Here is a 12453-nt window from a genome sequence, read left to right as displayed (position 1 = left end):
GCCATCCGCGGTGCCAGACTCGGTCCCGTGGACCCCGCCGGCACCCCCGAGCTGAGCGCCGTGCTGCTCGCCGGCGGCCGCGGCTCCCGGCTCGGCGGCGTCGACAAGGGTGGCCTCGAGGTCGAGGGCCGCAGCCTGCTGGAGCGCTCGCTGGCGGCGCTGGCGGACGCCGCCGAGGTGGTCGTGGTGGGCGACCCGGTCCCGACCGGCCGGCCGGTGACGTTCTGCCGCGAGTCCCCGGCGTACGGCGGGCCGGTGGCGGCGCTGCTCACCGGCGTCGACCGGCTGGCGCGGCCACCCGCGCTGCTCGCGGTGCTGGCCGTCGACATGCCCTACGTCTCGGCCGCGACCGTGGCCCGGCTGCGGTCCACGGCCGCGGGCCGTGACGGCGCCCGGCTGGTGGGCCCGGACGGGCGGGCCCAGCTGGCCCTGGTGCTCGACGCCGCGCGGCTGGCGCAGGTCCGGCCGACCCCGGCTGCCCAGGACGGGATGGCGATGCGCCGGCTGCTGGCTCCCCTGGACCTCGCGGCGGTGCCGGCCGTGGGGCCGGAGCACCGCGACGTCGACACCTGGGCGGACCTGGCCGAGCCCTGACCCGGTCGGGCGCGGACTTGGCCGAGAGGTCTTGCGGCGCGGGACCGGGTTGGCGAAGGTGGGAGTCGTGAACCTCCACGACTGGATCGACGAGCTGTGCGACGTGCTCGACCTGGACGAGGAGATCGACGAGGGGCTGGTGCTCGACCTGGCCCGCGTGGTCGCCCACAGCGTCGAACGCCCCGCCGCGCCCGTGACGGCGTACCTCCTGGGCCTGGCGGCCGGCTCGCGCGGCGCGGACCCGGAGGCCATCGAGGCGCTCGCAGCGCGGGCGCAGCTGCTGGCCGAGAACTGGCAGCGCCCGGCGGGCGCACCCGACCCGGTGGAGCTCGACGCGGTCGTCGTCGTGCCCGACGACACCGCCGTGGACCACAGCGGCGAGCGCTACGAGGCCTGAGCCGGCGACTCCCCGCCCACGCCCTAGGGTGGGCGCATGCGTGCTGTGGTGGCGAGCGGGACCGGTGGTCCCGAGGTCCTGTCCGTCGGCGAGGTCCCGGACGTCGAGCCCGGCCCCGGGGAGGTCCTGCTGACGGTGGCGGCCACGGCCGTGAACCGCGCCGACACCCTGCAGCGCCAGGGGTTCTACCCTCCGCCGCCCGGCGCCTCCGAGGTGATCGGGCTGGAGTGCAGCGGCACGGTCGCGGCCCTCGGCGCGAACGTCGAGGGCTGGCAGGTCGGCGACCAGGCCTGCGCGCTGCTCGCCGGCGGCGGGTACGCCGAGCAGGTGGTCGTCCCGGCGGGCCAGCTGATGCCGGTGCCGGCGGGGATCGACCTGGTGACCGCGGCGGCGCTGCCCGAGGTCGCCTGCACTGTGTGGTCGAACGTGTTCATGGTCGCCGGCCTCAAGCCCGGCGACTCGTTCCTGGTGCACGGCGGTGCCGGCGGCATCGGCACGTTCGCGATCCAGCTCGCCTCCCAGCTCGGCGCCCGGGTGTTCACGACCGCGGGCACCGCCGAGAAGGCCGCGCTCTGCACCTCGCTGGGCGCGGACGTGGCGATCAACTACCGCGACCAGGACTTCGTCGCGGTCGTCAAGGACGAGACGGCCGGCCGCGGCGTCGACGTCATCCTCGACAACATGGGCGCCAAGTACCTCGGACGCAACGTCGACGCCCTGGCCACCGAGGGCCGCCTGGTCGTGATCGGGATGCAGGGCGGCACCCGCGGTGAGCTCGACCTCGGCAAGCTGCTGGCCAAGCGCGGCGCCGTGGTCGCGACCTCGCTGCGCACCCGCCCTGCCCCGGACAAGGCAGCGATCTGCGCGGCGGTCGTCGAGCACGTGTGGCCGCTGGTCGCCGACGGGCTGGTCCGGCCGATCGTGCACGAGACGATGCCGTTGACCGAGGTCGCGGCCGCCCACCGGCTCATGGGCGAGGGCGGGCACACCGGCAAGATCGTGCTGGCGCTCTGAGCGGAGCGCGGCCCACCACGCAGTCGCTAGCGTGGTCCCATGAGCGAGCAGCAGGGTGCCCCGGGCGGGCAGGAGCAGCGGGTCGTGATCATCGGGCCCGACGGCCAGCCGATGGCGGCGGTGCCCGCCTCGACGTTCGACCTGGCGCAGGCCGGCGCAGCCGGCGGTCCCGGTGGTCCCGGCGGCCCGGAGGGTGAGAGCACCCCGGCCGAGCGGCCGGTCACCGACCTCGTCGAGCAGCCGGCGAAGGTGATGCGGATCGGCACGATGATCCGCCAGCTGCTGGAGGAGGTGAAGGCCGCCCCGCTCGACGAGGCCAGCCGCAACCGGCTCAAGGACATCCACCGCGCCTCGATCACCGAGCTCGAGGAGGGCCTGGCCCCCGAGCTCGTGGAGGAGCTGGACCGGCTGACGCTCCCGTTCACCGAGGAGGACACCCCGACCGAGGGGGAGCTGCGGATCGCCCAGGCGCAGCTGGTGGGCTGGCTCGAGGGCCTCTTCCACGGCATCCAGACCGCGATCTACGCCCAGCAGATGGCCGCCCGGGCCCAGTTCGAGCAGGTACGCCGCAGCCTGCCGCCCGGCGCGCTGGGCCAGCAGCCCGGCGGTCCGGGCCCGATCCCCGGCCAGCCCACCGGCGACGCCGGGGCGCGCCCGGGCGACTCCGGGGGCATGTACCTCTAGGTCCGACCCTGGGGGACGTCGGCGAGGATCGCTCGACTGACCAGTCCTGGCCAGGGCTGACTAGCGCTGGCGGCCCAGTCGACGCACCAGCGCCAGCCCGAGCAGCCCGACCAGCACCAGCGCGGCGCCCGGCGCCAGGGCACGGGTGACCGGGGTCGGCGCGCCGAGGTCCCCGACCCGCTCGAAGTCCGCCTCGACCGGCTCCTGCTCGGGGCGCGGCGGGGCGGCGTTCGGGTAGAGCCGGTCCAGCGCGGCGACCAGCCGGGCCGTGGCCGGCGCAGTGCCGCTGCAGCCGCCGGCGGTCAGGGCGCCCTCGACCTCGCGCACCATGAACACCGCCTCGGCGCCGGTGGCGAGCCGTCCCAGCCCGCAGGTGTTCGGCGTCGCCGACTCGGTGACGACCTGCACGACCTGCTGGCTCAGCCCGCCCTTGTAGACCAGCTCCACGGTGACGTCGTGGGTGATCACGGCCGGCTGCCCGGCGCCGGCGCGCTGGACGTCGACGGCGGTCACGGTGCCGGTGAAGACGTCCTGCGCCCGGCGGGCCTGGGCCTCGGTGTCGGTGCGCTGGCAGGTGCAGGCCGCCGCGGCCGGAGCCGCGGTGCCGAGCACGCCGGCGACGCTCACGGCCAGGGTCGCGACCACCAGCAGCGCGAGCACCAGGAGGGTGCCGGCCAGCCGGGCGGGTCGGGTCGGGGAGGGCGCTGGCACGCGCTCATGCAAGCAGATCACAGCCGGAACACACCAGCCAGCACCCGTGCCACCCCGTCCTCGTCGTGGCCGGGGGCGACCTGCCCGGCCGCCGCGGTGACACTCGGGTGGGCGTCGGCCATCGCGTAGGAGGTGCCGGCCCAGGTGAGCATCGGCAGGTCGTTGGGCATGTCCCCGAACGCGATCACCTCGGCGGCCGCGATCCCGAGCCGGTCGCACAGCAGCTCCAGGGTGGTGGCCTTGGTGACCCCGGGCCCGCTGATCTCCAGCAACGAGGTCGAGGAGGACCAGGTGATCACCAGCCGGCCGGTCAGCGCGTTCTCGGCGACGTCCCAGAACTCCTGGGGCGCCAGCTCCTCGTGGCGCGCCAGCAGCTTGAGCGCGGGCCGCTCGAAGAGCTCCTCCAGCGGCGCCCGCCGGGCTCCGTCCGGGACCGGGTGGCGCTCGAGGAAGGCCGGCTCCAGCGTGATGCCGGCCAGGTCCTCCACGGCGTACGTCGTGCCGGGGACCGCTGCCCGCAGCAGCCGGGCCGACTCCAGCCCCAGGGCGGGCTCGATCGGCCGCTCCAGGTGGACGGCCTTGCGGGCGACGTCCCACACCAAGGCGCCGTTGGAGACGATCGCCAGGCCGTGGCGCCCGACGTAGGAGAAGACCTCCTCGGCCCACCGCAGCGGGCGGCCGGTCACGAAGACCACCGGCACGTCGCGCCGGTCGAGCTCCGCGAGCACCTCGCGGGTGTAGTCCGAGACGGTGCCGTCGGAGCGCACCAGCGTGCCGTCGAGATCGGTCGCCACTAGGCGGGGCATTTGCGGCGCCGCGGGGCGGGGCTCCTCGCTCATCGCAGCGGCCGCACCATGACCAGCTCGCCGTCCTCGGTGCTCCCCCGCAGATCGGTGAAGCCGCTCTTGGCGAGCACCCGGATGCTGGGCCGGTTCTCCGGGTCGACGCTGGCCCGCACCCGGACCCCGACGGCGTCGGTGCCGGCGAGCAGGGCACCCAGGGCCTCGGTGGCGAACCCCCAGCCGCGCGCCTCGGCGACCAGCCCGTAGCCGACCTCGACCTCGGCCATCCCGTCGCCGGCCTCCTCGGGCGCCCCGAAGAAGCCGATCGAGCCGAGCACCGTGCGCCCGCGCACGATGCTGCGCGGTCCCCACGGGTCGCCCGCGCGCCACAGCGTCGCGGCGTCGCGGTCGTCGGGTCGCGGGAAGTCGGGGTGCCACTCCGGCCGGCGCCGGCCCGCGTGGATGTCGGCCACCTCGTCGGCCGACCACAGCGGCAGCCGCAGACGCCCGCTGGTCACCACGTCGGGGATCACGGTCACGCTCACGGCGCCAACCCTAGGCGCGGGGCGGGATCGGCCGGGTGCCACCTCCACAGCGGCGCGGTCCGGGAGCGGGGGTCGCGCCGCTTGTAACGCGCTGTTCGACGTACTGGGCGCCCACTGCAACGGGCGCCTAGTGGTGCGAACAGCGCGTTACAAGCCGGGGTACGCCGCCGCGCGGGACCGGGCGGGACTCAGGGGGAGTCCGGGAACCACCGGTTGATCTCGATCGCGGCGCCTTCGTCGTACACGCTCGCGGTGACGTCGTCGGCGACGTCGATGACCTCCTGCACCGCCTGGCCCATCGCGACGCCGCGGCCGGCCCACTGGAGCATCTCGATGTCGTTGCGGCCGTCGCCGATCGCGAGGACGTCGGCCGCGTCCACGTCGAGCGCGCGCCCGACGTGCTCGAGCCCGGAGGCCTTGGAGACTCCCACCGGCGCCAGGTCGAGCCAGGCGGTCCAGCCGACCACGTAGTTGGTCCCGTGCAGGCCAAGGTCCGCGGCGAGCGTCACGAACTCCTCGGCCGTGGCCTCGGGGTCGCGGATGATGACCCGGCTGACCGGTCCGGCCACGAGCTCGTCGAGCTCGGTGATGATCATGTCGCCGGAGAGCTCGCCCTCCGGGAAGTGTGAGGTCACCCGGTAGCCGATGCCCCGCTCCTCGACCGCCACCAGGGCCTCGGGGTGCCGCTGGAGGACCGCCTTGACGGCCGGCCCGGCGTCGAAGGTCTCCTCGTGGACGACCTCCAGGGGCGGGTAGCGGAAGACGACGGCGCCGTTGGACGCCACGATCCACAGCCGGTCGCGCTCCTCGGCGTACAGCTCGAGCAGGTCGGCGATCGCGGTCATGCCGTGCGGGGACCGGCCGCTGGCCAGGACGACGTGGGCCCCGGCGTCCAGCGCCCGGTGCACGGCCGCGAAGACCTCGGGGCTGATCTCCTCGTGGGTCATCCCGGCACCCTCGACCCACTTCAGCAGGGTGCCGTCGATGTCGAGGGCGACCAGGCGCGGCTGCCAGCCCTCCGCCGGTGGCGGGGTGGGGTGCGACTCAGGCACCGACCGGCTCCAGGACCTCGCGGCCCAGCCACGGCTGCAGGGCCTTCGGCACCCGGACCGACCCGTCCGGCTGCTGGTGGTTCTCCAGGATCGCCACGATGGCCCGCGGGATCGCGGTCAGCGTGCCGTTCAGGGTCGCCACCGGGACGGTCTGGCCCTCGACGCGGGTGCGGATGTCGAGGCGCCGGGCCTGGAAGTCGGTGCAGTTCGAGGTCGAGGTCAGCTCGCGGTACTTGCCCTGGGTCGGGATCCACGCCTCGCAGTCGAACTTGCGGATCGCGCTCAGGCCGAGGTCGCCCGCCGCGGTGTCGATGACCTGGTAGGCCAGCTCGAGCTTGTCGAGGAAGTCCTTCTCCCACTGCAGCAGCCGCTGGTGCTCGGCGGCGGCCTGGTCCAGCGTGGTGTGCACGAACATCTCGACCTTGTCGAACCAGTGCACCCGGATGATGCCCTTGGTGTCCTTGCCGTGCGAGCCGGCCTCCTTGCGGAAGCACGGGCTGAACGCCGCGTAGCGCCGCGGCAGCGTGGCCGCGTCCAGGATCTCCTCGGAGTGGTAGGCCGCCATCGCGACCTCCGAGGTGCCGACGAGGTACATCTCCTCGCCCTCGATCCGGTACACGTCGTCGGCGGCCTGGCCGAGGAAGCCGGTGCCCTCCATCGCGCGCGGCTTGACCAGGGAGGGGGCGATCACCTGGGTGAAGCCGTTGTTGCGGGCCTGCTCCATGGCGAGGTTGACCAGCGCGAACTCCAGCTCGGCCCCGACCCCGGTCAGGAAGTAGAACCGCGACCCGCTCACCTTGGCTCCGCGCTCCAGGTCGATCGCGCCGAGCATCCGGCCGAGCTCGATGTGGTCGCGGGGCTCGAAGCCCTCGGCCGCGAAGTCCCGCGGGGTGCCGATGGTCTCGAGCACCACGAAGTCGTCCTCGCCGCCGGCCGGCGCCTCGTCCGCGGCGAGGTTGGGGATGCTGCGCACCGCCTCCTGCCAGGCGGCCTCGGCGGCCACCTGCGCGGCCTCGGCCTCCTTGACCTGCGCGGACAGGGAGCGGGTCTGGGCGAGCAGCGACTGCTTCTCCTCGCCCTGCGCCTGCGGGATCAGCTTGCCGAGCTGCTTCTGCTCGGCCCGCTTCGCCTCGAAGGTCGCGATCGCCGTACGGCGCTCGGCGTCGGCGGCCAGGGCGACGTCCACGATCTCCGCGGACAGCCCGCGCTTGGCCTGGGCGGCGCGCACACGGTCAGGGTCGTCTCGCAGGGTGCGGGGGTCGATCATGGTGAGAGGTTATCCGCACCTGCCCGGCATACTGACCCGGTGCTCGATCGACCCCGCCGCGTGCTCCTGACCTGGTCCGGGCTGGTCCTCCTCCTCTTCGCGCTCGTGGCGGTCGCTGCCGTCCAGGGCTGGGGGCCGGTGGCCTCCCTGGACCACCGCGGCGACCCCGCCCAGGCCTGGGCGGTCGACACCGGCTGGCTGTGGCACCCGCTGCGCTGGGTGGAGGTCGCCTTCGGCACCGTGGGCATGGCCGTGCTCACCGTGCTGCTGGCGTTCGTGATGTTCCTCAAGGGTCACCGCCGGGCGGCGGCGTTCGTCATCGGCGTGATGGTCGCGACGTCGCTGGCCACCACCGCGCTCAAGCTGACGCTGGGCCGGGACCGGCCGGAGTGGCAGTCCACCGAGCACCTCCTGACCACCAACGCCTTCCCGTCCGGCCACGCGTCGTCGGTGGCCGCCTTCGTCGCGGTCGTGGCCGTGCTGGTCTCGATGCTGGTGCGCCGCGGGCGCGTGCGGCGCGTGGCGTACGCCGCCTGCGTGGCGCTGCTGGTGCTGGTCTGCCTGGACCGGGTGCTGCTGGGTCGGCACTACCCCACCGACGTGGTCGGCGGGACGCTGCTCGGGTTCGGGCTCGTGCTGCTCGGCCTGGCGATCCACAGCCCGCTGCCGCGCAGCATCGCCGCGGACGACCCGCCGCCGTCGGCGGAGGTGGTCGCCGCACGCACCGCCCTGCACGTGGTGCTGAACCCGATCAAGGTCGAGGACGTCGGCCAGTTCCGCGCGATCGTCGCCACGATGGCCGCCGATGCCGGCTGGTCCGAGCCGACCTGGCACTACACCACCGTGGCGGACCCGGGCCGCGGCATGGCCGAGGCGGCCTCGGTCGCGGGCGCCGACCTGGTGCTGGTCTGCGGCGGCGACGGCACCGTCCGCGAGGTGTGTGCCGAGCTGGCCGGCACCGGCATCCCGGTCGGGATCATCCCGGCCGGCACCGGCAACCTGCTGGCCCGCAACCTCGGCATCCCGCTCTACATCCGCTCGGCGATCGACATCGGCCTCAACGGCCAGGACCGGGCCATCGACCTGGTCCGGGTCGGCGGCGACGGCATCGAGGACACCCACTTCATGGTGATGGCCGGGATGGGCTTCGACGCCGCGATCATGGAGGGCGTCAACGAGGACCTGAAGAAGCGGGTCGGCTGGGTCGCCTACGTCGTGTCCGGGGCCAAGTCGCTGATGTTCCCGGCCGTGCGGGTGGAGATCTCCGTCGACGGCGGCCCGCCGACGCGGCACCGCGCCCGGACGGTCGTCGTCGGCAACGTCGGCTTCCTCCAGGCCGGGATGCCGCTGCTGCCGGACGCGGCCATCGACGACGGGCTGCTCGACGTGGTGATCCTGCACCCGAAGAACATCGTCGCCTGGCTGCCGCTGGCGTGGCGGGTGATGCTCAAGCGGCCGCACACCGACGAGCTCGTGGACCGCAAGACCGGGGCCTCGGTGGTCGTCCGGTCCAGCACCGACACCCCCCGCCAGCTCGACGGCGACTCGATCGGACTGGGCCGCGAGCTGCGGATGGAGTGCATCCCGGGCCGGCTGCTGGTGCGGGTGCCGCGCTAGGTCGTCGCGGGACCTCGCCCGGCCTCACCCCGGCCGGGCGTGCTCGATCGCCTCGAGCTCCTCGGGCGAGAGCTGCTGGTCGCAGCGCCAGTCGGCGACCGACTTGGCGTAGGTGCGCGCCTCGGCGCGGCCGTGGATCGAGGTCAGCACGACGCCGTTCCCGCCGTCGTCGAGCAGCCCCAGCGACCAGGACAGGTGCCCGCCCATGTCCCCGAAGGCGTCGTAGCGGACCACCGCGAGGTGGCGCAGCGCGTCGCTGGTCTCGGCCCGCAGCGCGGCCACCTCCTGGCGCAGCCCCTGGACGTCCTCCGGCAGCGCGTCGCCGGCCGGCACCCGAGCGGAGCCGTCGGGTCGGCGCAGCGCGAGCACCGCGACCGCGAGCGAGCAGAGGGCCACCAGCAACGAGACGAGAACGAGGGCGAGCACGAGGCGAACCCTAGACTCAGGCCGTGCCCGAACCTCGACGCATCGCCTACCAGGGCGAACCCGGCTCGAACTCCCATGCGGTGTGCGCCCAGCACTACCCCGACTGGGAGGCCGTCCCGTGCGCGTCGTTCGAGGACGTCTTCGCCGCCGTCGAGGCCGGTGACGCCGAGCTGGCGATGATCCCGATCGACAACTCGATCGCCGGCCGGGTCGCGGACATCCACCACTTCCTGCCCGGGTCGGGTCTCTACATCGTCGCCGAGCACTTCCTGCGGATCCGGTTCCACCTGATGGGGCTGCCCGGCGCCTCGCTGGACCGGGTCCGCACCGTGCACAGCCACGTGCACGCGCTCGGCCAGTGCCGCAAGGTGATCCGCGAGCACGGCCTGACCCCGATGATCTCCGGCGACACCGCGGGCGCCGCCCGCGAGGTCGTCGAGGCCGGGGACCCCACCCAGGCCGCGATCAGCCCGCCGATGGCGGCCGGGATCTACGGGCTCGACGTGCTCGCCGAGGACGTCGAGGACGAGGACCACAACACCACCCGCTTCGTGGTGCTCTCCCCCGACTTCGAGCGCGCCCCCGTCGGCCGGGGACCGGTCGTCACCAGCTTCATCTTCAACGTCCGCAACCTCCCGTCGGCCCTGTACAAGGCCCTGGGCGGGTTCGCGACCAACGGCGTGAACCTGACCAAGCTCGAGAGCTACATGGTCGGTGGCCAGTTCACCGCCACCCAGTTCCTGTGCGAGGTCGACGGCCACCCCGACGAGCCCGCGCTGAAGCGGGCCCTGGAGGAGCTGGAGTTCTTCACCACCGACGTCACAGTGCTCGGCGTCTACCCCGCCGACCCGTTCCGGGCCTGAGGCCCGCCGTGGAGCATCCCGACCCCCGCACCGCGGACCTGGGCTTCGCCCGGGTCGACCTGGACCGCGCGGCGCGCACCGGCGACCCCGAGGTCGTGTACGGCGCCGGCAAGACCCCGGAGCAGGTGGTGGAGATCCTCCGCACCCTGCACCAGCGCCACCCCGACCGCGCCGTGCTCGCCACCCGGCTGGCCCCGGAGGCGCAGGCCGCGGTCGCCGACGCGCTCGGCGCCGCGGTCGACCCGGTCTCCCGGACCGCCACCCTCGGCTCGCCGCCGACCCCGCGCGGCACGGTCGCGGTGGTCAGCGCCGGCACCTCCGACCTCCCCGTTGCCGCGGAGGCCGCCGTCGCCGTCCGGGTGCACGGCGCCGCTGTCGACCTGGTCACCGACGTGGGGGTCTCCGGGCTGCACCGGCTGCTCGGCGTCCGGGACCGGCTCGAGGCCGCGGACTGCCTGGTCGTGGTGGCCGGCATGGAGGGCGCCCTGCCGTCAGTGGTCGGCGGGCTCACGGGCGTACCCCTCGTGGCCGTGCCGACCAGCGTCGGCTACGGCGCCTCCTTCGACGGCCTCGCCGCGCTGCTGGCGATGCTCAACTCCTGCGCCCCCGGGGTGACTGTCGTCAACATCGACAACGGGTACGGCGCCGGGGTGCACGCCGCCCGGGTGGCCCGCCAGTCGGTGCCCCGGTGAGCACCACGCTCTGGATCGACGCCTCGGCCGGCGCGAGCGGCGACATGCTCCTCGGCGCGCTGGTCGGGGCGGGCGTGCCGCTCGACGTGATCGCCTCGGCCGTGGACGCCGTCGCCCCGGAGCCGGTCGGCCTGGCCGCCGAGGAGGTACGCCGCGCCGGCCTGGCCGCCACCCGCTGCCACGTCGAGGTCGCGACGTCGACCACCCACCGGTCCTGGGCGGAGGTCCGGGCGCTGCTCGAGGCCGCAGACCTCGCCGACAAGGTCCGGGCCCTGGCACTGGCAGTCTTCGGCCGGCTGGCCGCGGCCGAAGGCGCGGTCCACGGGCGCCCGGCCGACGAGGTCCACTTCCACGAGGTCGGCGCGCTGGACTCGATCGCCGACGTCGTCGGGGCCGCCGCCGGGCTGGTCCACCTCGGCGCCGCGCAGGTAGTGGTCTCCCCGGTCGCCGTGGGGTCCGGATCGGTGCGCACCGCGCACGGCGTACTGCCGGTGCCGCCGCCCGCGGTGGCCGAGCTGCTGCGCGGCGTCCCGTCGTACGCCGGGCCCGCGGGGGCCCCGGCCGCCGAGCTGTGCACGCCCACCGGGGCCGCGGTGCTGACCACGGTGGCCACCGGCTGGGGCGCGCAGCCGCCGATGACCGTCACCGCGGTCGGGAGCGGCGCCGGCGCCCGCGACCCCGAGGGACACCCGAACGTGCTGCGGCTGCTGGTGGGCTCCGCCCCCGGGTCGGCGGACGCGGCCGAGCAGCAGGTGGTGCTCGCCTGCAACGTCGACGACCTCGATCCCCGGGTCTGGCCCGCGGTCCTGGAGGCGCTGCTGGCCGCCGGCGCCGTGGACGCCTGGCTGACCCCGATCGTGATGAAGAAGGGCCGGCCCGCCCACACCCTCGCCGCACTGGTGCCGCCGGCGGCGCTCGCGGCGGTCCGGACAGCGGTCTTCACCCACACCTCCACGATCGGGGTGCGCGAGCACCCCGTGGCGAAGCACGCGCTGGAGCGCTCGAGCGCCACTGTCACCGTGGCCGGCCAGCCGGTCTCGGTGAAGCTGGCCCGGCTGGCCGGGCGCGTGGTCAACGCCCAGCCGGAGTACGACGACGTGGCGCGCGCCGCGGCGACCCTCGGCCGCCCGGTCGCCGACGTGCTGGGGCAGGCGCAGGCCGAGGCCCGGGCGCTGCTCGGACCCTGAGAGGATCCCCCGGTGGACCTCGCCGCCCTGGCCTTGACCTTCGGAACGATCTTCCTGGTCGAGCTGCCGGACAAGACCTTCCTCGCCACGCTGGTGCTCGCGACCCGCTACCGGCCGCTGCTGGTGTGGATCGGCGTCGGGCTGGCCTTCGCGGTGCAGACGACGGTCGCGGTGGTGCTCGGCAAGGCTGTGTCGTTCCTGCCGGAGACGGTCGTCCAGGTCGCGGTGGGGGCGCTGTTCCTGGTCGGGGCGTTCCTGCTGTTCAAGGAGGGCCGCGAGCACCAGCGCACCAACGAGGCCGACGACGGCGCGGAGTTCGCCGAGAAGGCCCGGCCGGCGCACGGCTGGCGGGCGGTGCTCGCCTCGTTCCTGGTGCTCTTCGCCGCCGAGTGGGGCGACCTGTCCCAGCTGCTGACCATCTCGCTGGTGGCCCGCTACGACGCGCCGTTCTCGGTGTGGCTCGGCGCCCTCGGCGCGCTGCTGACGGTCAGCGGGCTCGCCGTCCTGGCCGGTCGCTGGCTGATGCAGCGGGTCCGGCTGCACGTGCTGTTCTACCTCGGCGCCACGGTGTGCCTGGTGCTCGAGGCGCTGGTGATCTACGAGCTGCTCTCCTGAGCGCGCC

At 74.6% G+C, this 12453-nt stretch carries 15 protein-coding genes; 9 read left to right on the top strand and 6 right to left on the bottom strand.

Features of this window, described 5'->3' with window-relative positions:
* The first annotated feature begins 27 nt into the window (after positions 1–27).
* From mobA to EBO35_RS00435, 4 genes are all read left to right on the top strand, one after another.
* Positions 28–594: a molybdenum cofactor guanylyltransferase gene (gene mobA, locus EBO35_RS00450; protein WP_122815984.1), complete on the top strand. Its 567-nt coding sequence runs from the start codon at positions 28–30 to the stop codon at positions 592–594.
* Positions 595–661: 67 nt separating this feature from the next.
* Positions 662–991, top strand: a complete 330-nt coding sequence (locus EBO35_RS00445; protein WP_122815983.1) for a DUF6457 domain-containing protein — start codon at positions 662–664, stop codon at positions 989–991.
* 36 nt (positions 992–1027) lie between these two features.
* Positions 1028–2005: an NAD(P)H-quinone oxidoreductase gene (locus EBO35_RS00440; protein ID WP_122815982.1), complete on the top strand. Its 978-nt coding sequence runs from the start codon at positions 1028–1030 to the stop codon at positions 2003–2005.
* A gap of 39 nt (positions 2006–2044) precedes the next feature.
* Entirely contained in the window at positions 2045–2689 is a 645-nt protein-coding gene (locus EBO35_RS00435) for a bacterial proteasome activator family protein (RefSeq protein WP_122815981.1), read from the top strand.
* Between the two features lie 60 nt (positions 2690–2749).
* Here the strand turns inward: EBO35_RS00435 and EBO35_RS00430 are convergent, their stop codons facing one another.
* The 5 genes from EBO35_RS00430 to serS form a co-directional block, all read right to left on the bottom strand.
* Positions 2750–3400 (bottom strand): hypothetical protein, encoded by a 651-nt coding sequence (locus EBO35_RS00430; protein ID WP_122815980.1) that lies wholly within the window; start codon positions 3398–3400, stop codon positions 2750–2752.
* A gap of 17 nt (positions 3401–3417) precedes the next feature.
* The gene (locus EBO35_RS00425; RefSeq protein ID WP_122815979.1) at positions 3418–4239 is read right to left on the bottom strand and encodes an HAD family hydrolase; all 822 of its coding nucleotides are present in this window, start codon (positions 4237–4239) and stop codon (positions 3418–3420) included.
* Positions 4236–4727 (bottom strand): GNAT family N-acetyltransferase, encoded by a 492-nt coding sequence (locus tag EBO35_RS00420; protein WP_241153792.1) that lies wholly within the window; start codon positions 4725–4727, stop codon positions 4236–4238. Before EBO35_RS00420 ends, EBO35_RS00425 begins: the two co-directional genes overlap by 4 nt.
* A gap of 188 nt (positions 4728–4915) precedes the next feature.
* Positions 4916–5779 (bottom strand): HAD family hydrolase, encoded by an 864-nt coding sequence (locus tag EBO35_RS00415; RefSeq protein ID WP_122815978.1) that lies wholly within the window; start codon positions 5777–5779, stop codon positions 4916–4918.
* The gene (gene serS, locus EBO35_RS00410; RefSeq protein ID WP_122815977.1) at positions 5772–7046 is read right to left on the bottom strand and encodes a serine--tRNA ligase; all 1275 of its coding nucleotides are present in this window, start codon (positions 7044–7046) and stop codon (positions 5772–5774) included. The genes EBO35_RS00415 and serS overlap by 8 nt, the downstream gene beginning before the upstream one ends.
* Before the next feature lie 39 nt (positions 7047–7085).
* Between serS and EBO35_RS00405 the strand changes: the two genes are divergently transcribed.
* Positions 7086–8663, top strand: a complete 1578-nt coding sequence (locus tag EBO35_RS00405) for a diacylglycerol kinase family protein (protein ID WP_122815976.1) — start codon at positions 7086–7088, stop codon at positions 8661–8663.
* A gap of 24 nt (positions 8664–8687) precedes the next feature.
* Here EBO35_RS00405 and EBO35_RS00400 read toward each other — a convergent pair whose 3' ends face one another.
* Positions 8688–9089, bottom strand: coding sequence for a DUF4446 family protein (locus EBO35_RS00400; RefSeq protein WP_241153791.1), 402 nt, complete (start codon positions 9087–9089; stop codon positions 8688–8690).
* Positions 9090–9112: 23 nt separating this feature from the next.
* Between EBO35_RS00400 and EBO35_RS00395 the strand changes: the two genes are divergently transcribed.
* Genes EBO35_RS00395 through EBO35_RS00380 form a run of 4 tightly spaced genes read left to right on the top strand, consistent with a single transcriptional unit; the run spans position 9113 to position 12446 of the window.
* Positions 9113–9952: a prephenate dehydratase gene (locus EBO35_RS00395; RefSeq protein WP_122815975.1), complete on the top strand. Its 840-nt coding sequence runs from the start codon at positions 9113–9115 to the stop codon at positions 9950–9952.
* A gap of 8 nt (positions 9953–9960) precedes the next feature.
* Positions 9961–10644, top strand: a complete 684-nt coding sequence (gene larB, locus EBO35_RS00390; protein WP_122815974.1) for a nickel pincer cofactor biosynthesis protein LarB — start codon at positions 9961–9963, stop codon at positions 10642–10644.
* Positions 10641–11831, top strand: coding sequence for a nickel pincer cofactor biosynthesis protein LarC (gene larC, locus EBO35_RS00385; protein WP_122815973.1), 1191 nt, complete (start codon positions 10641–10643; stop codon positions 11829–11831). Before larB ends, larC begins: the two co-directional genes overlap by 4 nt.
* 12 nt (positions 11832–11843) lie before the next feature.
* Positions 11844–12446 (top strand): TMEM165/GDT1 family protein, encoded by a 603-nt coding sequence (locus EBO35_RS00380; RefSeq protein ID WP_122815972.1) that lies wholly within the window; start codon positions 11844–11846, stop codon positions 12444–12446.
* Positions 12447–12453 lie beyond the last annotated feature (7 nt).

Origin of the sequence: Nocardioides pantholopis, assembly GCF_003710085.1 — a bacterium.
In the GTDB taxonomy this organism is placed as follows: Bacteria; Actinomycetota; Actinomycetes; order Propionibacteriales; family Nocardioidaceae; genus Nocardioides; species Nocardioides pantholopis.
This window is presented reverse-complemented; position numbering and strand designations above follow the sequence as displayed.

Coding starts and splice junctions, on each gene's coding strand:
- EBO35_RS00440 (WP_122815982.1), top strand. CDS start 1,028: ATGCGTGCTGTGGTGGCGAGCGGGACCGGTGGTCCCGAGGTCCTGTCC.
- EBO35_RS00435 (WP_122815981.1), top strand. CDS start 2,045: ATGAGCGAGCAGCAGGGTGCCCCGGGCGGGCAGGAGCAGCGGGTCGTG.
- EBO35_RS00425 (WP_122815979.1), bottom strand. CDS start 4,239: ATGAGCGAGGAGCCCCGCCCCGCGGCGCCGCAAATGCCCCGCCTAGTG.
- serS (WP_122815977.1), bottom strand. CDS start 7,046: ATGATCGACCCCCGCACCCTGCGAGACGACCCTGACCGTGTGCGCGCC.